The following is a 22,333-nucleotide window of genomic DNA, read 5'->3' on the forward strand; positions in this document are numbered from 1 at the left end:
GAGAAAACACATGTCTCACGTTTATGTCCTAGTTGAGCACGAAGCAGAACAGCTCAGCCCCGTTACCGGCGAGCTCATCACCGCTGCCCGCGCACTTGGTACCGTCTCCGCCGTGGTCGTGGCCAAGGATGCCGCCACCGCCGCATCCTTCGACGCCGAGCTGGGCAACCTCGGTGCAGCCCAGGTAGTTCAGGCCACCGCCGCGGACTATGAGCATCGCATCGTCACCCCGGAGGTCGACGCCCTCCACGCCCTGGCCGCCAATAACCCGGCGCCCATCGTGCTGGCAGCCACCCCGACCAACAACGAGATCGCCGGCCGCCTCGCCGCCCGCCTGGGCTCGGGCGCCCTGGTCAACGTCGACGGCATCAATGCTGACGGCTCCGCTCACCACACCATTTTCGGCGGCTCCTACGAGACCTCCTCCACGGCTACCGGCTCTGTGGTCTACACCCTGCGTCCTGGCTCCGTGGCTGCTGAACCCCAGCCGGTTACCGCTGCACCGGCTCCCTTCGAGCTGCCAACCGCCACCGCGAAGGACGTCACCGTCACCTCCTTCACCCCGGCAGAGAAGACCGCCCGCCCGGAGCTGACCTCCGCGAAGGTCGTCGTCGCCGGCGGCCGCGGCGTGGGCGACAAGTTCGCCGACGTGGTGGAGCCGCTTGCCGACGTCCTCGGTGGCGCCGTCGGCGCCACCCGCGACGCCGTGGACGAAGGTTTCTACGACCCGGCCCACCAGGTGGGCCAGACCGGCGTGACCGTCTCCCCGAAGCTCTACATCGGCCTCGGCATCTCCGGCGCTATCCAGCACACCTCCGGCATGCAGACCTCGGAGACCATCGTTGTGGTCAACCAGGATCAGGACGAGCCGTTCTTCCAGATCGCCGACCTCGGCGTGGTGGGCGACCTCCACGAGATCGCCCCGGCCCTGGCTAAGGAGCTCGAGGCCCGCAAGGGGGCCGGCAACTAATGCCTCGCTACCTCGATTACGCAGCCACCCAGCCCATGCGCCAGTGCGCTATCGACGCCTGGGTCAACGCCTCCGGGGCCCTGAACCCGGGCTCGGCCTATGGCTCAGGGCGTCAGGCACGTTCCGTGCTGGATGACGCCCGCGAAACCGTCGCCGAGCTGCTGGGCTGCGAACCCATCGAGGTAGTCTTTACCTCCTCCGGCACGGAGGCCGACAACATCGCAATCCAGGGTCTCTTCCGTGCTGCGCAAAGCGCAGCACCGGAGGCGGAGAAGCACATCATCTCGACCCCCATCGAGCACCCCGCCGTCCTCGAGACCGTGGACAAGCTGCGCGCTGAGCATGGCGCTACCGTTGACCTGCTTCCGGTTGATTCCACCGGCCACGTCAGCGACCTCGCAGCCCTGGATACCCCGGCCGCGGTGGCCACCTGCATGTGGGCCAACAACGAGACCGGCGCCATCCAGCCGGTTGGGGACATTATCCAGCGCGCCGCCGCGCAGAACACCCCTGTGCACATCGACGCCGTGCAGGTCACCGGTAAGCTGCCCATCAATTTCCATGAGCTGGGTGCCACCACATTGGCGGCCAGCGCCCACAAGTTCGGCGGGCCGCGCGGGATTGGCCTGCTGCTCGCGCGCCGCACCCCGGCGCCTCAACCCATCGCCTTCGGTGGCGGCCAGGAGCGCGGCATCCGCCCCGGAACCGTGGACGTGGCCAGCGCGAGCGCACTCGCCGCGGCCCTGCGTGAATCTGTCGCGGACATGGAGCAGGAGACCGCTCGCCTGAGCGCACTCCGCGACAAGCTCAAGGCCGGCATTGAGGACAGTATCGACAACGTCATCATCAACTCCGTCGAGCCCACCTTGGCTTCCCACCTGCACGTGTCCTTCCCTGGCACGGATGGGGACAGCCTCATCATGCTGCTGGATGCCGCCGGTATCGAAGCCTCCGCCGGCTCCGCCTGCCACGCGGGTGTTAACCGCATGTCCCACGTGCTCGAGGCCATGGGCATCGACGAGGAACACGGACGCGGCTCCCTGCGCTTTAGCCTGGGACGCCTCACCACCGAAGAGGACATTGACGTGGTCCTGGCAGAGCTTCCGGAGATCATTCGTCGCGCTCGTTCGGTTTAGCGCAAGTATTCAATCAAGATCACAGCTATTCGGGCATATTCACAGGGAGACTACAGCGCTTTCGCCACGGCGTGGGTCTATGTTTAATCCGTGAATAACTTCATCCAGTCTGTGCTAGGCCTACCGCTGACGGACCCCGTGAACGGTGGGATCTACATTGCTATCTTGGTCATCAGTGCGCTGCTCATTGCGTGGCGCCTGCGCAAACGCGATGTCGTGTCCTTCCTTCTCGCCGCAGTCATTGCCACCGTAGCATTCTTCGTGCTCAAGCACTGGGACGTCCCGTTCTACCTCTTTGTTGCCGGGCTTGTCCCCATTGCAGCGCTCATCTCCCTCATTCACCATGCGGGCCGACGAGTCCTCATGGCCGTGATTGCGGCATTCTCGGCACTTGCGGTAGCCGGTCTGGCCAATATAGAGTACCAGTCCTATCCGGACATCGCCTCGCTCGATCCCACGCCGGTGGCCCAAGAGATGGACTACAGCCAATTCAAGGCCATGAAATCCTCGGATTCCGCTGCGATTGTGCACGTGGATCTTCCGGGTGCCATCTCAGGGTTCAGCGCGCGCCAGGCCATTGCCTACATCCCGCCGGCCTATTGGAGCAAAAAGGATATAAACCTTCCCGTTCTAGTCCTGCTCCACGGCAACCCGGGTGGTCCGGAGCAGTGGTTCGGCTCCGGCGAGGCGGCCGAAACCGCCGATGCCTTCCAACGCGCCAATGGGGGACTAAGCCCCATCGTCGTGGCGGTCGATGCCACCGGCAGTGAGACCGCCAACCCCATCTGCGCGGACACCTCCGTGGCCAAGGTCATGACCTACCTAACGACCGACGTGCCGACAGGAATCAAGACCGCTTTCCGTGTCGACGAGAATCAACAACATTGGACCGTCGCTGGTTTGTCATACGGAGGGACGTGTTCACTACAGATCCTCACCAATCATCCCGAAGCCTATGGCCAGGCAGTGGACATCTCCGGCGAGGCCGAACCCACTATTGGAAACCACGCCGCCACCGTGTCCAAGTTCTATGGTGGCGATGAAGCCGCCTACCAAGCCGCTAATCCTGCACACCTGCTGGCGACGAAAAAGTACCCCGATCACCAGGCCATCTTCATCGCCGGTAACCGGGATACTGCTGCGGTGAAAGCGCTCGGCCAACTGAACGACGCCGCACGAGGCGCCGGCATGGCCACCTACTACACTTCCCGCCCGGGCGGCCATTCCTTCGAGGTGTGGCGTCCCGCCCTGCGCGAAGTATTTGCCTGGGTTGCCCGCCGGGGCGGGCTGGCAGACCTCACCGATTCTTTCGATGGAGTACAAGATGCAGATCTTCAGCGCTAACAACCTCCGACACCTCGCGCGGCGCATTCCGGTGACGTGGGTGTTGATCCTTCTGATGTGGGTATTGATCATCGTGACCTACGCGGTTCCAGGGCTGGCGGGCATTACGCAAACGATCGGCCTGACCGGCCGTACTTTCGGCGCAGTTGTGGCACTCACCCTCATGGCCCTAGCTTTCGTTCTTCCTTCGGAATACCGGTTGGGCTCCGTGCGGACACTTGCCGTTGGTATTGCCGCGCAGCTTATCTCCGTTCCCGTGGCCTATGTGGCCGCCCACGGGATCGAAGAAATCGGCCTCAACCGCTGGGGTGATGATCTTCTGAGCTCCACTGATTTATCACCCATCGGTTTCATAGTGGGCACAGCCGGCTTCGCTTCTGCGTGGATGCCGCGCCTCTGGCAGCGCCGCGTACGCCTCAGCATCCTCGCCCTGACGCTCACCATGGCCCTGTATGGCGGTACTTTGAGCGATGTCCTCGGCGTGAGCGCCTCGGTGCTGTCCATCGCGGCCGGTATCGCATGGAGTGTCTTTGTGCCCCGCACGAGCGCGGAGCGCCCAGCCGCTTTCCATCGTGCCTCGGTGCCCGAGCGCCGAGTTCTCACCGCGCTCATCGTGGGAGTGGTAGCCATCGGCCCAGCCTTCGTGGCGCTCGACCCACTGGCGGAAGGGCCCTTCAGCCCAGTCACCCGGCTGATGTGGTCCTTCAGCTCTGCTGCTTATCACGCCACTGAGATCTGCCAGGCTGACCCCACAAGCCAGGCCTGCCAAGCTGCCCTTGATTTCGCCCGCGTCCACGGCGTGGGTCCGGCCATCGCCAGCGTCATGCCGCTCATCATCCAACTCGTACTGTGCTTCGGCCTCATCCGCGGACGCCGTCTTGCGTGGTTGCTATCCGTCCTTACCCAGGTACTCGTCATCGCTGTGCTTCTAGCTCAGCTGTGGGACTTTAGCCAAGAAGGCCTTGTGCTCTACGGCGTGAATCTCGCCGCTGTGGTCCTGCCCTGGGCCACCTGCTTCGTCGTGCTCATCTGGAACCGCCGCGTGTTCCACATCCACGAAAGTGTGCGCGCGCTGGGCCGAGCCGCAGGAAAGATCGCAGCTGCCTTTGTCATCACGGCCGCTCTTTGGGGCGTTGGCGCACTACTTTTCAAGGACGGCTTCGTCGAGACAGCCACTGCCGGATCGATCCTGGCCGAACTCCCTCTGCGCTATGTCCCGCCAGTCGTGGCTACGCTACTTCCGCTCAAGCTCGCGCCGACCACCTGGTTGACGTGGGCTTTCTACGAGTGGGTCGGCACTCTGTTCTGGATGTACACCTCCTGGGTGGTCTATCGCATGTTCGCTACTCCTGCGAACCCCGAGGCCGCTGAGGTTCGTGACCACGCTCGCGCCATCCTGGAGCAGGGCAGTGGTGACCACCTCTCCGCTATGACCCTGTGGAAGGGGAACCGCTACTTCTTTAACGACAGCAACTACGTGGCCTACCGCGTCCACAACGGCATTGCACTCAGCCTCGGCGAGCCGGCGGGCAATGACCCGCAGGCCACCGCAGCGGCCTTCGAAGAATTCGCCCGCGAACAAGGCTGGCGCCCGGCCTGGTACTCGGTACGGGAAAGCTTTACCCGTCCCGGCTTCCGCCGCCTCGAAGTAGCTGAGGAGGCCGTCCTGGACACCTCTAACACGGAGTTCAAAGGCAAGAAATTCCAGAACATTCGCACCGCCCGCAACAAGGCCGGCAAAGAGGGCGTCACCACGCTGTGGACGGAGTGGAAGGACCTCGATCTTGCCACCCGCAACAAAATTGCCGAGCTCTCCGAAGAATGGGTCTCTGACAAAGCTCTCCCAGAGATGGGCTTTACTTTGGGCGGTGTTAACGAGCTGCGGGAGGAAGGCACCAAGCTACTGCTCGCGCTGGGGGAGGACGGCACGCTGCACGGCGTGACATCTTGGCTCCCTGTTCGTGAGAACGGAAGCGTGGTGGGCTACACCCTCGACGTCATGCGCCGCGCCGACCACGGCTTCAAGGGGGCAATCGAGCTACTCATCTCTGAGGCTATGATCATCGCCGCCGGCGAAGGCTGCGCCTGGATTTCGCTCTCCGGCGCGCCCCTGTCAGGTACACCAGAGGAACCCGGGCTTCTCGACGCCCTCCTCACCCGCCTCGGCGAAGAAATGGAACCCCTCTACGGTTTCCGCAGCTTGGCTGCCTCCAAACGCAAGTTCCAGCCGGAAGAGCACAAGTGGTACCTGGCCTACAACGATGAGCTGGCACTGCCCGCCATTGGACTCGCCGTCGTTCACGCCTATGTGCCCGACATGCGCGCAGCCGACGCCGCCCGAGCTGTGAAGACCTGGCTGGCTGAGCGTAAACAAGCCAAAGCGGAGCAAAGCGCAACGGAACCCAGCAAAGCAGATCCACGCTAAGACCAGTGTGTTGACAGAACCTCGTGCACACCTTCGGGCACAATGTTCTCATGTCGAAGTTCTCTGAGGTCCTAGACCAGCTGCGCGAAAACCAACCGAAGGCAAAGTACGGCATTGCCTTTGAGAAGCTGATGGTCAACTATTTCAAGACCGACCCGACCTTAAAGAACCAGTTCGATGAGGTCTGCCGCTGGACGGATTGGCGCTACAACGGCGGCAAGGCTGACACCGGCATCGACTTGGTGGCCCGCCGCGTGGATGACGGCACGTGGACCGCCATCCAGTGCAAGTTCTATGACTCTAAGGCGCGCATTCAGAAGTCCCACCTGGATTCCTTCTTCGAAGCCTCTGGTCATTCCTTCCAAACGGAAGAAGGCCGCCAGCACTTCGGCAGCCGCCTGATTATTTCCACCACGGACCACTGGTCCTCCCATGCAGAAGATGCGCTGGCCAACCAGATTATTCCGACCAGCCGCATTGGCATCTCCGCCATCGCGGAATCACCCATCAACTGGGACGTGGCCTTCCCTGGCTCGGAAGTACGCGATAAAACCATCCAGATCAACCTCTCCCAGCGCGAGACCTTCGAGCCCCGCCCACACCAGCAGGCGGCCATCGACAAAGCCATCGAAGGGTTCAAGACTCATGACCGCGGCAAGCTCATCATGGCCTGCGGCACCGGCAAAACCTTCACCGCCCTGCGCCTAGCGGAACGCGTTGCTGAAGACAACGGCGGCAAGGCCCGCATCCTTTTCCTCGTGCCCTCAATTTCATTGCTGTCCCAAACCCTGAAGGAGTGGACCGCCCAGGGCCGCCTCGACATGCGTGCCTTCGCGGTGTGCTCCGATAGCAAGGTCTCCAAGAAGGCCGAGGACATCGCCGTCTATGACCTTGAAGTCCCAGTTTCTACCGAAGGCAAGGACATCACGACGCGCTTTGAATCCGGCAAGCGCGCCAAGGGCCTCAACATCGTCTTCTCCACCTACCAGTCCATCCAGGCGGTGCACGATGCCCAACAGGTGGGCCTCGAAGACTTCGACCTCGTCATCTGCGATGAAGCCCACCGCACCACCGGCATCACCTTGGCCGGGGAGGATGCCAGCAACTTCGTTCGCGTCCACGATGCCGACTACATCAGGGCCGCCAAGCGCCTCTACATGACGGCCACCCCGCGCCTTTATGACGAAGCCGTCAAGGGTAAGGCCGAAGAGCACTCCGCGGAGCTGGCCTCCATGGACGATGAAGCTATCTACGGCCCGGAGTTCTACCGCCTCGGATTCGGCGAGGCCGTGGACAAGGGCCTGCTCACAGACTACAAGGTCCTCGTCATGACCGTGGATGAATCCGTGGCTGCCCAAGCCATGGCCCACAGTGACGACAACCAGGTCAACCTTTCACTCGCCTCCGCCATGATTGGTGCCTGGAATGGCCTGGCCAAGCGCTCCGGCGAATTGCAGGGCAAGAAGGGCGGTTTTGAGGAAGACGCCCAGCCCATGCAGCGCGCCGTGGCCTTTGCCAAGGACATCAAGACCTCGAAGCTCATTGCGGAGACCTACCCATCACTCATCGGTACCCACCAGGAACTGCTCAAAGAAAAAGCAGTGCTTAACGACGTCTCCCTGACCAACGTCGACCTCCACGTTGCCGCCCAGCACGTGGACGGTGGCATGAACGCCATGGAACGAGGCACCAAGCTTTCCTGGCTTGAGGCTCCTTCAGGGGGGGGGGGGCAACAGTCGCGCATGCTCACCAATGCGCGCTGTCTTTCTGAGGGCGTAGACGTCCCGGCGCTGGACGCCGTTATCTTCTTCAACCCCCGCAACTCCATGGTGGACGTGGTCCAGTCCGTCGGCCGTGTCATGCGCAAGTCCGAAGGCAAGGATTACGGCTACATCATCCTGCCCGTGGCCGTGGCCAGCAACGTCTCCCCGGCAAAAGCACTCGACGATAACCAGCGCTTCAAGGTGGTCTGGCAAATCCTCAACGCGCTGCGCGCCCACGATGACCGCTTCAACGCGAAGATTAATTCCATCGCGCTTAACGGCACGGCGGGACAAGAAGACCTGCCCATTGACGTCGTCCACGTGCCAGCAGATGAGGAGAAGAGCGACGCTGAGAAGCTCAAGGAAGCGGATGAAACCAAGTCCCCAGAGCCACTGGCCGACAATTCGACGGTGACCCAACAGATTGCCTTGTTCTCTTTGGAGCAGTGGCAAGAAGCCATCTACACCAAGCTGGTGGACAAGGTTGGCTCGCGTACGTACTGGGAAGACTGGGCCGACGATGTCGCTACCATCGCGGAGAACCAAATCATCCGAATCAAGGCGCTTCTCGACGGAGCCGATAGCTTCCTCCGCACTGAATTCGATAGCTTCGTTGAAGGCCTGCGCAACAACCTCAACGATGGCATCAGCGAAGAGGACGCCATCTCGATGCTCTCGCAGCACCTGATTACGGCACCGGTATTCAATGCGCTCTTTGAGAACCATGACTTCATCACCCACAACCCCGTGGCCCAAGTTATGGAGAAGATGGTCAAGGCCTTGTCCAAGACCAACCTCGATACCGAGACCGAGTCCCTGGAAAAGTTCTACGAGTCCGTCCGTGTCCGTGCTTCTGAGGTGAACTCTGCCTCCGGTAAGCAGCAAGTCATCAAGGAGCTTTACGAGCGCTTCTTCCGCAAAGCCTTCAAGAAGCAATCCGAGGCTCTCGGCATCGTTTACACCCCAGTCGAGATTGTCGATTTCATCCTGCGTGCTGCCGACGATGTATCCAAGAAGCACTTTGGCAAGGGATTGACCGATGAGGGAGTGTGCATCCTCGACCCCTTCGCGGGCACCTCTACTTTCACTGTTCGCCTCCTGCAGTCCGGACTCATCAAACCGGAAGACCTCGCCCGCAAGTACGCCAATGAGCTCTTCGCAACCGAGATCATGTTGCTGGCCTATTACGTCTCAGCGGTGAACATTGAGACCACCTACAACGCCCTGCGCGAAGAGGCAGCCCTGCGCAACGGCGAACCTGCACCCGAGTACGTTCCCTTCACCAACATTGCGTTGGCCGATACCTTCCAAATCCACGAGGAAGGCGATATCCCAGACCTCAACATCTTCCGTGAGAACAACGAGACCATTGAGCGCCAGAAGCAAGCACCCATCAACGTTGTGATTGGTAACCCGCCGTACTCCGCAGGGCAGAAGTCCGCGAACGACCTCAACGCAAACCTGAAGTACCCGAGCCTAGATAAGCGGATTGCGGAGACCTACGCTGCAAAGTCCACCGCGACCAATAAGAACTCGCTCTACGACTCCTACCTACGTGCCTTCCGCTGGGCCACCGACCGCATTGGTGCCCAAGGCATCGTTGCGTTCGTTTCTAATGGTGGATGGATTGATGGCAACACCGGCGATGGAGTTCGCTTGTCGATGGCGGAGGATTTCACGGATCTCTATGTGTTTAATCTTCGTGGCAATATGCGTAACTCCAATTGGCGAGCAGAGGGAGGCCAGATTTTTGGGGCGGGATCGCAGACCACGATCGCTGTATTTGTCGGAGTAAAGGACCCGAACAAGACTGGCTTCAACCTGCACTATGTACAGACCCCCGATGGCGCTACCCGTGATGAGAAGCTTGAGATTGTCGAAAACTCGAATGTTGAGTACTTGGATTGGCAGGAGATCGTGCCAAATAAGGAAGGCGACTGGCTGAACCAACGATCAGAGGAATTTGAAAACTGGCCAGCTATTAGCGTGAAGAATGGTGCCGCGACAAGGATTTTTGAAGTGTACTCTCGTGGTCTTTCTACCGCTCGCGACGCATGGGCTTATGCGCACACCGACGGCCAACTGCTCTCGAAGTTGGGAGTCTTGACTGGTACATACACTGAGGCAACAGCTTTGCTTCATAAATGGTTAGCTGACCAGGGGAACACGAAGCCTAAGGAACAGGACGTAACGGCTTTCCTGCGAGTGCATCCACAATACGCAGATACAACGAAAGCGTCATGGAATCGAACGCTTAAAAATCTCGCAGCCAAAGATACCGAAATTCTCGTGCAGCCTGATCGTGTCTTTGGATCGCTTTATCGTCCGTTTACCAAGCAACGGGCGTATTTCGAACAGTCGCTCAATGACATGACCTACAAGCTTCCAGTCATGTTTCCAACTCCAGAGCACCGAAACATTGGCTTTGTATTGACTGGGTCTGCATCGCATTATGATTTCGGTCTTATCGCAACTGACCTGCTACCAAACTTGCACACCCTGGACACCGGCCAATTCTTCCCCCGCTTCACCTGGGCCGCCGTCGAGGCCGACGACGGTGGGCTGTTCGGTGAGGGAGGCGTCGTTAAGCAAGGCGAAGCCAGCGTCTACGGTTCGATTGGTGAGGTCATCGACGGCTACGTGCGAGTGGACAACATCACTGATGAGATCAAGGCTCTCTATCGTGACGCGCTGGGTGCAGACATTACGGGTGATGACATCTTCCATTTTGTCTACGGCAAGCTGCACGACCCTGACTACCGCACGAAGTACGCGGCTGACCTGAAGAAGATGCTGCCGCATATCGAGACACCGAGTTCGCGTGCGGAGTTCGACAAGTTTGCTGCTGCCGGGCAGGAGCTGATGTCCCTTCACGTCAACTACGAGACCGTGGATCCGTGGCCGTTAGACATTCAGGTCACGGGTGATGAGACCGACCGTGAGACGTGGCGCGTGCTCAAGATGAAGTGGGCCAAGCGCAAGGATCCGGAGACGGGAAAGAACGGCAATGACGTGACGAAGCTGATCTACAACAAGCGCGTGACCATCGCCGGTATCCCGGAAGAAGCGGATGAGTACATGCTGGGCTCGCGCTCGGCAGTCGCGTGGCTGATTGACCGATACCAGGTCAAGAAAGACAAGGCTTCGGGCATCGTCAATGACCCGAACGATTGGGCCGACGAGGTAGGCAATCCGCGCTACATCGTGGACCTGATCGGGAAAGTCGTGCGCGTGGCCATGGAGACGGTACGGATTGTGGATGGATTGAATTCCAAGTAGTCGGGAGCCAAATTTGTCCGCCAGATGTATGGTAATAAGGAGTCAAGTGGTGTTTGTAAAGCGAGTAGGCTCTTTGCCTATGCCACACTGATGGGGGGACGCACACGAGACTTCTCGTGTATCTGTTGGTGCACGCGCAGTCTGGTGGATAATAGAAAGTGAAGGGTAGAAACATGCACCAGGACAAGGGCGAAAGGAGCTGGATATGGCGCGCGTCAACGATGTAGCTCGTTACATTCTGGAAAACGTTGATTCTGGTGTAAGCACTATGAAGCTCCAGAAGCTCGTTTACTACGCCCAAGCATGGAGTCTCGTGTGGGATGAAAAGCCCTTGTTCAATTCCCGCATAGAGGCATGGGCTAACGGTCCTGTTTGCCGTGACCTTTATAGGTGCCACCGCGGAGAATTCACCGCGAGCACTGACATGTTTCCCGGTGACTCTACTCAGTTAACTGCAGATGAGAAAGACACCATTGATGCAGTCTTAGCTGCTTATGGTCACTTGAACGGTCAGCAGCTGAGCGATTTGTCTCATAATGAACGTCCGTGGCGCGAGGCGCGCGTGGGCGTTGCAGATGGCGCTCCCTCCACGAACGAAGTCAGCCTAGAGGTCATGCAAGACTTTTACAGTGCCATGCAATCCGCGGCTAGCGCATAACGATGGGCAGCGGAAAGCGTAAGAAAAAGAAGCTTGCGCGCCAAAGGAATAACGCTGGTGGAAAGTACGTGCCCCCGCTGGTTGCCACGGCTGACGATAAAAAGGTTCCGGTGAGCGCAACACAAGATGCCTCATATAAGAACGAATTAGTTCGTTGGACGGCTAGGGAGATAGATGAGGTTCCTGGCGATGGTGACGGACGCCGATGGGATTTGAGTGCCAACGAGACAGTGGAACTACTTAAGTTCCTTGATGATCTAACTAAGAAGACTTGGGCAGAGTGTGAAAACGAAGGAGCCAAGGGGCACCGGCGCAACCATGATCACGCAATCAACGAATTGAGTAAAGCTGCGCAGAATCGACTACGGCAGCTAGACCAAAATGAAGAACGAGTCTTCCGTTTTAGACTGAGTGGTGCCTGCCGGTTGTGGGGGTTCCGCTCAGGAAGCCTGTTTCGTGTGCTCTGGTATGACCCGGAGCACAAGGTTTATCCGGTCGAAAAGCGACACACATAACTGGAGCGGCTCCAGCCTTCCGATTGCTGACAGCTTTGTTGAAGCCCTTAGTTCTGATGACCGGACCTTTTGGAGGGGCGTCGCCAAGCATTGCCCGTTCCTTTGCTGCACCGGTTTATCGGGACGGCGTTGGTGGCGGTGTTAAAACTGTGGCAAACGAGTTTAAAGTTTCGCGTGTTGCATCTGTTACTCATGTTGTTAAAGCGGTAGTGTGGCGCGCATGAGCCATGCACGTCGCCTTGTTACCGCCGCCGTTACTGCCGTAGCGGCCGTGGCACTGTCCGTATCCACCGCCGTTGCCATCCCGTCCACCGCACCTTCCGGTGTGGATGTCTCCGGAAATAACCACGCGTCCCTTCGCGGAATCGATTGGGACGCTGTGAAGTCTGATGGCCAGTCCTATGCCTTTGTGAAGGCCACTGAAGGCGTTGGGTTTGTTAACAACCACTTCGTACGCGATGCCAATGCTGCCGCAGCGGCTGGACTGAAGGTCGGCGCTTACCACTACGCGCGCCCGGCTGGTGACGCCAAGCAGCAGGCGGCCAGCTTTGCCTCCCAGATTGCACTGGTGCCGACGCAAACCTTGCCGCCGGTGCTCGACATTGAGGTCGATGAGGGCCTGAGCACTGCTCAGCTGGAGGAGTGGATCGACACCTTCATGACTGAGGTAAAGACCTTAACCGGCCGCACGCCGATGCTGTACACCTACAAATACTTCTGGATGGGCCAGATGGGCAATTCCACACGCTTCTCCGAGTACCCTCTGTGGCTGGCCGCCTACCAGGACACCGCGCCGGACCCAGTCGGCGGCTGGGACAAGTTGGCCTTCTGGCAGCGCTCCGGCAGCGGCCGCGTTGCCGGTATCGAAACCGATGTTGACATGAACCTCTTTAACGGTACTGAGGCACAGCTGCAGTCCTTCTCCGGCGGCAATTACATCGACTTCGGCGGCATCTTGGATGACATGGTCATCCCGGGTATTGACCTAGGCGACGACGCCGGCGTGCTGATCGCTGGAATCCTGGCTCTGGCAGCGGGTGCTGTGGCCGTGCCGGCCGTCGCCGATGCCGCCAAGAACGCGGGGCTCGATGTCGATGCGACCGGACTCATTGAGCAGGCGGAAAAGCTGCTTAACGACGGCGCCATTAGCACCGATGACCTCAAGGACATGGCCAACAATGACGCCAGCATCGGCGATCTAGCCATCTTCCTGGATAACGCGCAGCACCTCCAGGACGTTGACGCCGATAACGTCAGCCAGCAGGACGTGGAAAATGCTGACCGCGCCGCACGCAGCGCTGGTCACGCCGCAGGCGTTGCGGTGCCTAATCTCGACTCCAAGCAAGTGGCGGATCTGCTCAATAGTCTGCGTTAATCGCTACCCGGTGACGGGGCGTCGTGGCGCGGATTAGCCTCCTTGAAGAAGCGGCGGGTCCAGGACTCGTCGCGAAACTGCGCGGGCACCGCACCGGAGAGCAGCGGTTTAGCAAGCGCGGCGGCTTGCGGGGAGCCGTCGATAGGCAGCTCGGTGTCTGAGCCGATGAGGATAATGTTGCCGTAGCGCCGGCCTTTGAGCATGGGAGGGTCGGCAATAACGGCAACGTGCGCAAAGACTTCTGCCATTCCGGCGAGTTCTGCCTTCGCCCCTTGCAGGTCGGAGTGGTCACCGCAGTTGGCAACGTAAAGCCCGCCCGGAGTGAGCGTGGCGTGGGCGTGCTGGAAGAACTCTTGGGTGGTGAGAGGCTCCGGCGTGACGGCGCCGGCGAAGACGTCGCGGATGATGACGTCGAAGCGATTCGGAGGGAAGCCTTCCGTCACCGCGCGTGCCTCACCGGCGCGGATTTTCACGCGGGGAGCGGCAGGGATATCGGCCAGCTCGCGGATGAGCTCGGCCAGTTTCGAGTCGAGCTCCACCACCGTGTTATGGGAATCCGGCCACAGGTCTGCGAAGTAGCGGGGGAGAGAACATCCACCGCCGCCCAGGTGGAGCAGGCGCTTGCCAGGCGCTAGGTTTTCTACCGCTGCAGCAATCCAACGCATGTACTCGAATTCGAGGGTACGTGGGTCTTCGGGGATGAGGTGTGAGGAGGGCACGCCGTTGATGTTGAGGATGAAGGCGCCATCGCGGAATGGGTCGGCTTCGATGACGAGCTCGCCGGTGGAAATCTCGTAGGTGCCCGCGATTGAATCTGTCTTGTTGCGCTTCCTGCCCATAATGCCCTTTAGCTTAGGGAATAGAGTGTGAGTTCAGTGTGTTGGGGTATGGGGTACACCACGACTAGCCTAAGTGGACGAAAGAAGGAAGAAGGGGAAAGCATGCGAGTATTGGTAGCCATGTCCGGCGGCGTTGATTCCTCGGTCGCCGCTGCACGCGCGGTGGAGGCGGGCCACGAGGTCATTGGCGTGCACTTGGCCCTGCACAAGGATGCGCAGCAGACCCGTGAGAAGGCGCGCGGTTGCTGCTCCTTGGAGGATTCCGCCGATGCCCGTCGCATCTGCGACAAGCTCGGCATTCCTTTCTACGTGTGGGACTTCTCCGAGGAGTTCAAGGAAGCCGTCATCGGTGATTTCGTGGACTCCTATGCCCGCGGCGAGACCCCGAATCCGTGCCTGCGCTGCAACGAGAAGATCAAGTTCGCAGCCCTGCTCCGTAAGGGCATGGCGCTGGGCTTCGATGCGGTGGCTACGGGCCACTATGCCACTATCGACGCCGACGGCTACATGCGCCGCTCCCTGGATGAGAACAAGGACCAGTCTTATGTGCTGGGTGTTATTACCAAGGAGGAGCTGGACCACTGCTTCTTCCCGATTGGTGATACCCCGAAGCCGCAAATCCGCGAGGAGGCCAAGCGCCATGGTTTCTCCACGGCGGCCAAGCCGGACTCCTATGACATCTGCTTCATCCCGGACGGCAATACCCAGGCCTTCCTGGGGCGTTCCATCGGCCTGCGCCCAGGCATGATCGTGGACACCGAGGGCAACGAACTCAAGGAACACGATGGCGCGTGGAACTACACCATCGGCCAGCGCAAGGGCCTGGACATCAAGACGCCGACTGCCGACGGCTCCCCGCGCTACGTCACCGACATCGACGCGGCCACCGGCACCGTCACCGTCGGGTCGCGCGCAGACCTGGCCGTGACCCGCATCGAGGCCGACCGCCTAAAGTACCTGCACCCAGCGATGGAAGGTGACTTCGACTGCGAGGTGCAGGTGCGAGCCCACGGTTCCGTCGTTCACTGCTACGCTCACGTGGACCGTGAAGCCGACCGCATGACGCTGGACCTGAAGGAGCCTCTTTCCGGTGTGGCTCGTGGCCAGGCTGCCGTGCTCTACCTGCCGAGCCCGGACGAGCTAGGCGATATTGTCCTGGGCTCCGGCACCATCTGCGGGACCGAGTAGTTTAGCGAAGCACACAGTCAGCGATGAGTCGATCGAGTGCCCGAATATCGACTTTGGGCCCGATGTTGATTTTGAAGTGGCCAGCTCGTGTCCAGAGCTCCAGTTCAGCATTTACGTCTAGGAGCTTTCCAGCATTCTCCGTCGACCACATATTAATGGAGGAGTAAGGGAGAGAATAGATTTCGACTTTCTTTCCAGTGAGACCTTGAGAATCTCGGATAATCAATCGGTGGCTAGTGAAGACGGCTGCGTCTCGGACAGTTTTAAATGCGCAAATGGGCTTTTCGTTGGCTGCGAGAACTGACGGAATGTCGCTCGGAATCTCGCAAGGAGAATAGAAGGTCCAGCCAGAAAACTGTTCAAGTGCCACAGGAGTATCCTTTACCTCTTCGACTTAGTGGTTTGTGAATTGCATTATAAATGTCGCCGTAGTCTTTGATTCGGTATTAAAAGAAAAAATTCGGAAGGAGATGAGATGACGGGATTCGCCCTTGGCCCCATGCCCGGTACCTCCATCGCGGAGGCCGCGGACATCATCATGGGGGAGACCGAACTTCCTGCCATCCCGCAGCTGCCCGAGCGTGGGCTGGGCTCCGATGCGGTGGGCCGCACCGCCGGCATGCTGGAGGCCATCTCCATCGACCGAGGCCCGCGCTCGTGGCGCATGACGGCGCGCCCGCAGCTGCTGACCCGCCGCACGTGGGACCGCTTGGAGCGCGACCTCGACGAGGTCCAGGAAGTCTGGGGCGAAACCGTGCCCCGCGTCAAGGTGCAAGCACTCGGCCCGTGGTCGCTTGCGGCCAGCATTGAGCTTTCCGACGGCCACCGCGTTCTCACCGACCGCGGCGCCTTTAACGAGCTCGCGGAGTCACTTCTCTACGGAGTCCGTGTCCACGCCGCGGATGTCGCGCGCCGCTTCCACGGGGAGGTCGCTATCCAGCTCGACGAGCCCCTGCTTGCCGATATCATCGCCGGCCGCGTCCCTGGCACCACAGATTTCGATACCATCCCGGCGGTCCCGGATGAGGTCGCGCTCGACCTCCTACAATCCTTCGAAGCAGACTACCTACACGCCCCACCGCTGTGGTCGCTAGCGCCTGCTGCCACGACCTTCCTCACGGATTTCCGCGGTCTGGAGACCCCGCGTCACCTTGATGGCTTGGGCGAACACCTTAACGCGGGCCACCGGATTGGTCTGGGCATTGAAGGTTCCGATGCCCGCGCGGAGGCTATCGCGTTGGCCCGGCACCTCGACCGCATCGGCATGCCACGCGACCTGCTCGTCGACCGTTTCGACGTCTATCCCGTCAAGGCCTCCGCCAGATCCCTGCGCTCGGCAACCGAGACCGCCGGCATCCTCACTCGCGATGCCGGTGACCTTTAGTCAACTCGCCCCAAGCTATCCGTCGTGGTGAAGTAGGCCTCCATATACGGGATAACGAACTGGAGTTGGCCATGGGCGGTGGGTTCGATGAGGTCGGCGTCGATAAGCCTTTGGCGTGTGGCCGACAAGGAGCGCACCGTCCGGTCCTGGTGCGCGGCGATGTTCTTGATTTCTGCCGTGCCGTCCTCCATGACCGCGCTCATCGCCTCGAGGAAGAGGCGCTGGGCCGGTGGAAGCGAAAGGGTAGCGGGCTGGTGTACCTGGGCGCCCAAAACCGAGATAGCCTCGGCTGACACCGCTGCGACGTCACTCTCCTCGATACTGCTCCCACCCTCGCGCTGCGCCTTTCCCCAAGCCAGTGAGCCCACCAGCTGCACCATGTAGGGGTAGCCGCGCGACAGGCGCACCGCCGCTGCAACCGCATCATCGGTGAACTCGAGCCCGGACTGTGCGGCGGTCTCGGTGAAGGCCACCTCGGCGTTCGCGGGGGAGAGCGGGCCCAGAACGAACTTCTGCGCGCGGCGTAGGAAGGTTACACCCGGCAGGTCCAGCAGGCGGTTGACGCCTTGTGGAAGGCCCGCGGCGACAATAGCGACGTCGAGCTCATCGCGCACCAAGTCTTGGTAGGTCACGGCCAGGGAAGTTAGGTTCTCGGCGTCTGCGTCCTGCACTTCGTCGATGGTGAGCAGCACGCCAGTGCCTTTGAGCATGCCTAAAAGCTCGCGCAGGCGGGTGTTGAGCGTGGGTTTATAGGCTTCCTCGGTGTTGTGCTGGATGCCGATGGTTGCCACACCACCAATGCCGACACGGTTGACCTTGTGCTTGTCCGCCGGGGCCAGCTTGTCCATGATGCGCGGGATGGTGGTGTCAACGAGCTCGTCAACCATGGAGCTGCGTCCCGAGGCTCGCAATGTGATCCACCCGCGACTAGAAGCGATATCTTCTATCTCGTTGAGCAAGACCGTCTTGCCGATACCGCGGGCACCGCTGATGATGAGCGAGCGGCCCGGGCTGCCTGGTTGGGAGTCAAGCGCTGCGCGGAAGGTGTCGAGCACTGCCGTGCGGCCGACCCAGAATAGTGGTGGAACGCCGAAGGTGGGGCGGAAGGGATTCTCGTGCGGGGACATAGCCTCATCCTAGAGCATTGGGAGATTTGGGAGACTTTTTAAACTCGGGAGATTTGGGAGACTTTTCTGAGGGCGGCGACTAGGGAGACCAACGATCTCCTTAGTCTTCTATGTGTCTCGTCCGGCGCGGATTGCGGCGATGACGTCGAAGTCTCCCTTCACATCGATAGGTGCACGCTGGGAGAGTTCGGCCGCCTTTTCTTCGATGGATTTTCTGTTTGCGGTAAATGGGGACGACGCGACCCTGGTGAGGATGTTGCGCACGTAGTCTTCGAGGGAAACACCAGCGGTAGCGGCGCGGTGCTGAAGGGTTGCGATGGTTGTACTGTCTACGTCCTGGATTTCAACGGTGCAGGTAGGGGAGGAGCTCATAGTCCTATCGTACGGGAGCTTCTTGACCAGCGTCTGTGCCGCTAGATGGTTGCACGGCCTGCCAAGCTACCGCGCCGATGTGTAGCGAGCAGGCTGCGACAAGGGCGTACCACCAGCCAAAACTGACCGAGGTATGCCAGGGCATGGCGTAGCCGATGAAGAGTATGGTGAGGATCGTAATCGTCGTGGTGCCAATGCTTTGAGCAATGGAATGGGGCTTTCTCAGGGCCTTCCATGCGGCCCAAAGCTCCGAAGCGGTGATGACTGCGAGCGCTACGGTGAGGAACATGGTTACTCCTTAAGATGCGAGCTCGTCGAATAGAGCTTGGGCAAGGTCTTCGGTGCCGGCAAGGGAATCGTTGTTGGCGAAGGCGGCGCGCTTGGTCTCTGGTTCGATGATGAGCATGGTCGAGTAACCGTAGGTGCCGCCGTTGTGCCAGTACCCAGCATTGTCCTTGCTGGGAGGCTGCCAGCCGTAGTCGATATCGCCGTTCTTCATAAACCACTCAGCGAATTTGGCCATGTCACTCGCCGTGGAGCGGATCGCCCCCGCGGGTGCGGAGCCTTCCATCTCCCAGGGTTCAGCATGGCGGCCGGTGGCGGTAAGTCCCCGTGGAGCGTCGGCAGGCACAGAGCCCGGCGTCATGAGGTAGGTCTCTGTCATGCCAGCTGGCTCGAAGATGCGCTCCTTGAGCATCTGCTCATAAGGCTGCCCGGCGGCGGTCTCTAAAATATGACCCAAGAGCCCGTAGCCAAGGTTGGAATAGGATTCTTCGCCGCGGTCCTTTAGCTCGGCCTTCGTGGCAGCGTCCACGATGTCCTCTACGGTCTCACCTTCATAGGGATTCGAACCGGTGATCGTTGAGGCGAAAAAGCTGAGGACGTTCGCTTTGGCGACGGCGGGTAGTCCAGAGGTGTGGTCGAGCAGCTCCCTTACGGTGACGTCAGCGACGGGTGCATCGCCGACGTCAAGGACCTCGCCCACAGTGGTGTCAGTTCTCAGCTTTCCCTCTTCGACGAGCTGGTGGGCCAGCTCGCCGGTAAACATCTTGGTGACGGAACCAATTTCGACCTCCGTGTGCTCGTCGCTGCCCAGTCCTGCGAAGGTGGCCTTGCCGTCCTGGAGGGTAAAGGCGGTGAGGTTGTGGAAGCCGGACTCTGAGTGCTGTTCCAGCTGGGTGGCTAGGTTTTCGTCGCCAGTCTTGTCTTGTGCCAGCGTAATTCTCTGTGGGCCTGCGACAAGCAGGACGGCGGCAACGGCAGTAGCAGTGATGACGGCTAAGACAATTTTGCGCATTAATGGTCCTCGCTTGCGGTGATAATGGTGAGCAGGGGAATAACGCGGGGCGGGCGGATGGAGTATTCGCCGCCAGACTTCGTGGTCCAGCCCGCATGAGTTAGAGCGCTCAAGTGGTGGTAAGCGGTGCCGGTGGAGGAGACGATGTTTTCTTCGACAAGCTCGGCGGCGGTGGCGGGTGCGGCGAGGAGGCGGCGGAGGATTTCGCCGCGGACGGGATGAGCCAGCGCGGAGAGACGCTCGAGGTTCTCCGCCCAGCTCTCATCGGTAACGAACGTGGTGGGGCGCTGCCATTGGTAGGCGTACGAGCGCTTGCCGACGTTTATGTTGCCGCCAAAGATGACGGAACCGTCGGGAAGCTGCTCGTTGGGTGCGAGGGCGTCGACCAGCCAGTAGGTCGAGTCTTCTTCAGTGGTGGTGGGTGTAGGTCTGGCGTCGGCAGTGTTCGTGCGCCCCTCGAGCGCGGCGACGCGCGCTTCAAGCTCGGCGAGGCGTGCTTCGACTGTTGTGTCCATGGAATCTAGAATTCCAGAAATCTAGAAACCTGGCAAGGCTTAGTTGAGGATTGGGTACTGGAGTTAAGAAATCATCGGCCACGCGGTGGAGACATCCGAGGCATCCCGACCGCGTCCTTCCAGGTACTTCTTGAAGGACTCGCGGTCCTTGTACCACTCGACGGCCTGGTATTCCATGAGCTCGTTGGTGTCCATCTGTGCTAGCTCGGGGAAGTGCTGGCGCACCTGCTTCCAAGCGACGCGGGCGGCCGCGAGGGCGTCGGCAGTAGCCTCATGCGCGTTGCTCAGCTCCACGCCGTAGTGGGCAGAGACCTCCTCCAGGGTGCGCTTGCCCTTGCGCCACTTGTCCTTCACCCGGTCGATGACGAAAGGATCGAATACTGGGCCGTTCACCGTGAAGTCCCCGGTCAGCGCGCGCAGTACAGAGAGATCGTAGGCGGCGTTGTAGACAATGAGCGTAAGACCTTCCTCCCAGGCCTGGTAGATGGCATCGACCGTCTCCTTGAGGACTTCGTCGTGCGGGCGACCCTCCGCGCGGGCCTTCTCAGTAGTGATGCCGTGGATCTTGGCGGCCTCCTCGGGGATCTCCACTCCGGGGTCAGCGAGCATTTCCCGCTTATCTACCTCGCGCCCGTCGATACGAACCAGGGCAGAGGTGACGATGCGGGCTTCTTTGGGCTTTACGGAGGTGGTCTCGAGGTCGAAGGAGAGCATACGGGTGGCGTCGAAGTTCATGGACAACACTCTAGCGCCCGGCTCGGACATGCACTGTGGAAGTCCTGCAGAATGACGGATATAGAACTGCAGAATGACGATCAATATCTTGCAGAATGACGGACAAAGCCTTGCAGAATGACCAACTGCAGGTAGAGTGCTATTTATGGAACGGTATATTAGACGCGGTATGGAAGGTTTTGCCCGAGAAGCATTGACCTTCTCACCCGTTGTCCACGTCACGGGCGCACGGCAGGTTGGCAAGTCGACGTTGACAAGGCATCTCGGCCTTGAACGTGCTGTGTATGTAACGCTGGATGATCCCGCTGCTCTCTCACTAGCGGAAGAGGATCCGATGACCTTTGTGCAGCAAGGTGGTGACGCAACGCTGATTATTGATGAAATTCAGCGGCTTCCCGAGCTCACACTGCCGTTAAAAGCCGAGGTGGATAGGAACCGCCGGCCAGGTCGATTTATCATTACTGGTTCATCAGATTTTGCTCGGGGAGTGGGTAAGAAGGATTCCCTTGCAGGAAGAATTATTGATCTCCATTTGCACCCACTGAGCCAACAAGAAATTTGTGAAACCGTCAGTGACGGCGCCTTTGTAGATAGGCTCGATGAGCTCGTCGAATTGCCTGTGCGTTCTGTTCCTACGGAACAAGTAGATCGAGCTGGCTTGGTGGACAAAGTGCTGAAGGGCGGCTATCCGGTTGCATTAGAGCTGCAAGATCGGATGCGCCGAGCTTGGTTCGAGTCTTATGTTTCACATGTGACGGTGATTGAAGAAACCCTATCCCGGGAAAGCGCACAGCCGGGAAGGTTGCAATCGTTGTTGCGACTACTCGCAGCACATCAGGCGGGGGAGTTAGTTCCGGCGAAGCTCGCACGTGAAGCGGAAATCCCAGCGTCCACTGTCCGCTCCTACCTCGATACATTGTCAAGGCTGTTTCTTTCCTCACAGGTGAAAGCGTGGAAATCAAATCTGACGTCGCGAGAAATATCCAAGCCCAAAAGTTGGGTCACTGATTCCGGTCTGGCTTCCTGGTTAGCGGGGCAAACTCGAGACATGCTCATGAATCCGCTGGTGCAGTCGCATCTAGGGCATTTAGTGGAAGGGTTTGTCCTTCAGGAACTTTCTGCCCAGCAGGGTTGGGCTGAAAGTCAGCATCAGCTGCTCCACTGGCGTGATAGTGCCGGGATGGAAGCGGATGTTGTCATCGAATTCGCGGACAATAGCATCGCTGCGCTTGAGGTTAAATCCGGTGCGACAGTCAAGGCAGGACAGGTTCGGCATTTGCGTGCACTGAGCGAGAAACTAGGGCCCCGTTTCCGTGGAGGATTTGTCTTGGCTCCGATTCCCTATGTGCAGCCCTTGGGAGACAAACTTTGTGCGCTACCGATGTCATATTTGTGGCGTGGATAGGACGTT

19 protein-coding genes are annotated in these 22,333 nt (G+C 59.8%); 11 read left to right on the forward strand and 8 right to left on the reverse strand.

Annotated elements, in window-relative coordinates; translation table 11 throughout:
* Positions 1-10 precede the first annotated feature (10 nt).
* The 8 genes from HMPREF2808_RS12170 to HMPREF2808_RS12205 all read left to right on the forward strand — a co-directional run bounded on the left by HMPREF2808_RS12170 (position 11) and on the right by HMPREF2808_RS12205 (position 13,465).
* Positions 11-970: an electron transfer flavoprotein subunit alpha/FixB family protein gene (locus HMPREF2808_RS12170; protein ID WP_070624909.1), complete on the forward strand. Its 960-nt coding sequence runs from the start codon at positions 11-13 to the stop codon at positions 968-970.
* Positions 970-2,106, forward strand: a complete 1,137-nt coding sequence (locus HMPREF2808_RS12175; protein WP_070624910.1) for a cysteine desulfurase family protein — start codon at positions 970-972, stop codon at positions 2,104-2,106. Before HMPREF2808_RS12170 ends, HMPREF2808_RS12175 begins: the two co-directional genes overlap by 1 nt.
* A 90-nt stretch (positions 2,107-2,196) precedes the next feature.
* Complete coding sequence (locus tag HMPREF2808_RS12180; protein WP_070624911.1) at positions 2,197-3,450, forward strand: alpha/beta hydrolase; 1,254 nt, start codon at positions 2,197-2,199, stop codon at positions 3,448-3,450.
* Entirely contained in the window at positions 3,431-5,875 is a 2,445-nt protein-coding gene (locus HMPREF2808_RS12185; RefSeq protein WP_070624912.1) for a bifunctional lysylphosphatidylglycerol flippase/synthetase MprF, read from the forward strand. Before HMPREF2808_RS12180 ends, HMPREF2808_RS12185 begins: the two co-directional genes overlap by 20 nt.
* Positions 5,876-5,925: 50 nt before the next feature.
* Complete coding sequence (locus HMPREF2808_RS12190; protein WP_070624932.1) at positions 5,926-10,917, forward strand: DEAD/DEAH box helicase; 4,992 nt, start codon at positions 5,926-5,928, stop codon at positions 10,915-10,917.
* Between the two features lie 205 nt (positions 10,918-11,122).
* Positions 11,123-11,575 (forward strand): Panacea domain-containing protein, encoded by a 453-nt coding sequence (locus HMPREF2808_RS12195; protein WP_070624913.1) that lies wholly within the window; start codon positions 11,123-11,125, stop codon positions 11,573-11,575.
* Positions 11,576-11,577: 2 nt separating this feature from the next.
* On the forward strand, positions 11,578-12,090 hold the full coding sequence (locus tag HMPREF2808_RS12200) for a hypothetical protein (protein ID WP_070624914.1): 513 nt from the start codon (positions 11,578-11,580) through the stop codon (positions 12,088-12,090).
* Positions 12,091-12,310: 220 nt separating this feature from the next.
* Positions 12,311-13,465, forward strand: coding sequence for a glycoside hydrolase family 25 protein (locus HMPREF2808_RS12205; RefSeq protein ID WP_070624916.1), 1,155 nt, complete (start codon positions 12,311-12,313; stop codon positions 13,463-13,465).
* Here HMPREF2808_RS12205 and HMPREF2808_RS12210 read toward each other — a convergent pair.
* The gene (locus HMPREF2808_RS12210) at positions 13,462-14,304 is read right to left on the reverse strand and encodes a spermidine synthase (protein WP_070624918.1); all 843 of its coding nucleotides are present in this window, start codon (positions 14,302-14,304) and stop codon (positions 13,462-13,464) included. The two genes, HMPREF2808_RS12205 and HMPREF2808_RS12210, sit on opposite strands and share 4 nt — an antisense overlap.
* 102 nt (positions 14,305-14,406) lie before the next feature.
* On the opposite strand from HMPREF2808_RS12210, the gene mnmA reads away from it, so the two are divergent.
* Positions 14,407-15,492: a tRNA 2-thiouridine(34) synthase MnmA gene (mnmA, locus tag HMPREF2808_RS12215; protein ID WP_070563057.1), complete on the forward strand. Its 1,086-nt coding sequence runs from the start codon at positions 14,407-14,409 to the stop codon at positions 15,490-15,492.
* A gap of 1 nt (position 15,493) precedes the next feature.
* On the opposite strand, the gene HMPREF2808_RS12220 is transcribed toward mnmA, so the two are convergent.
* Positions 15,494-15,862 carry a PH domain-containing protein gene (locus HMPREF2808_RS12220; RefSeq protein WP_070525234.1) on the reverse strand — a complete coding sequence of 123 codons (369 nt, stop codon included), beginning with the start codon at positions 15,860-15,862 and terminating at the stop codon, positions 15,494-15,496.
* A gap of 105 nt (positions 15,863-15,967) precedes the next feature.
* On the opposite strand from HMPREF2808_RS12220, the gene HMPREF2808_RS12225 reads away from it, so the two are divergent.
* Positions 15,968-16,876, forward strand: a complete 909-nt coding sequence (locus HMPREF2808_RS12225; protein ID WP_070525236.1) for a uroporphyrinogen decarboxylase/cobalamine-independent methonine synthase family protein — start codon at positions 15,968-15,970, stop codon at positions 16,874-16,876.
* On the opposite strand, the gene HMPREF2808_RS12230 is transcribed toward HMPREF2808_RS12225, so the two are convergent.
* The 6 genes from HMPREF2808_RS12230 to HMPREF2808_RS12255 all read right to left on the reverse strand — a co-directional run bounded on the left by HMPREF2808_RS12230 (position 16,873) and on the right by HMPREF2808_RS12255 (position 20,922).
* Entirely contained in the window at positions 16,873-18,003 is a 1,131-nt protein-coding gene (locus HMPREF2808_RS12230; protein WP_070525238.1) for an ATP-binding protein, read from the reverse strand. The genes HMPREF2808_RS12225 and HMPREF2808_RS12230 overlap by 4 nt on opposite strands.
* Positions 18,004-18,111: 108 nt before the next feature.
* Positions 18,112-18,375 carry a FitA-like ribbon-helix-helix domain-containing protein gene (locus HMPREF2808_RS12235; protein ID WP_070525241.1) on the reverse strand — a complete coding sequence of 88 codons (264 nt, stop codon included), beginning with the start codon at positions 18,373-18,375 and terminating at the stop codon, positions 18,112-18,114.
* Positions 18,376-18,379: 4 nt separating this feature from the next.
* Complete coding sequence (locus tag HMPREF2808_RS12240) at positions 18,380-18,664, reverse strand: hypothetical protein (protein ID WP_070563058.1); 285 nt, start codon at positions 18,662-18,664, stop codon at positions 18,380-18,382.
* A 9-nt stretch (positions 18,665-18,673) separates the two neighbouring features.
* The gene (locus tag HMPREF2808_RS12245; RefSeq protein WP_070563061.1) at positions 18,674-19,672 is read right to left on the reverse strand and encodes a serine hydrolase domain-containing protein; all 999 of its coding nucleotides are present in this window, start codon (positions 19,670-19,672) and stop codon (positions 18,674-18,676) included.
* Entirely contained in the window at positions 19,672-20,187 is a 516-nt protein-coding gene (locus HMPREF2808_RS12250) for an ArsR/SmtB family transcription factor (protein ID WP_070563064.1), read from the reverse strand. Before HMPREF2808_RS12250 ends, HMPREF2808_RS12245 begins: the two co-directional genes overlap by 1 nt.
* Before the next feature lie 63 nt (positions 20,188-20,250).
* On the reverse strand, positions 20,251-20,922 hold the full coding sequence (locus tag HMPREF2808_RS12255) for a 3'-5' exonuclease (protein WP_070563067.1): 672 nt from the start codon (positions 20,920-20,922) through the stop codon (positions 20,251-20,253).
* A gap of 145 nt (positions 20,923-21,067) precedes the next feature.
* On the opposite strand from HMPREF2808_RS12255, the gene HMPREF2808_RS12260 reads away from it, so the two are divergent.
* Entirely contained in the window at positions 21,068-22,327 is a 1,260-nt protein-coding gene (locus tag HMPREF2808_RS12260; protein WP_070525251.1) for an ATP-binding protein, read from the forward strand.
* The last annotated feature ends 6 nt before the right edge of the window (positions 22,328-22,333 follow it).

Source organism: Corynebacterium sp. HMSC078A10 (assembly GCF_001811565.1).
Taxonomy (GTDB): Bacteria; Actinomycetota; Actinomycetes; order Mycobacteriales; family Mycobacteriaceae; genus Corynebacterium; species Corynebacterium hesseae.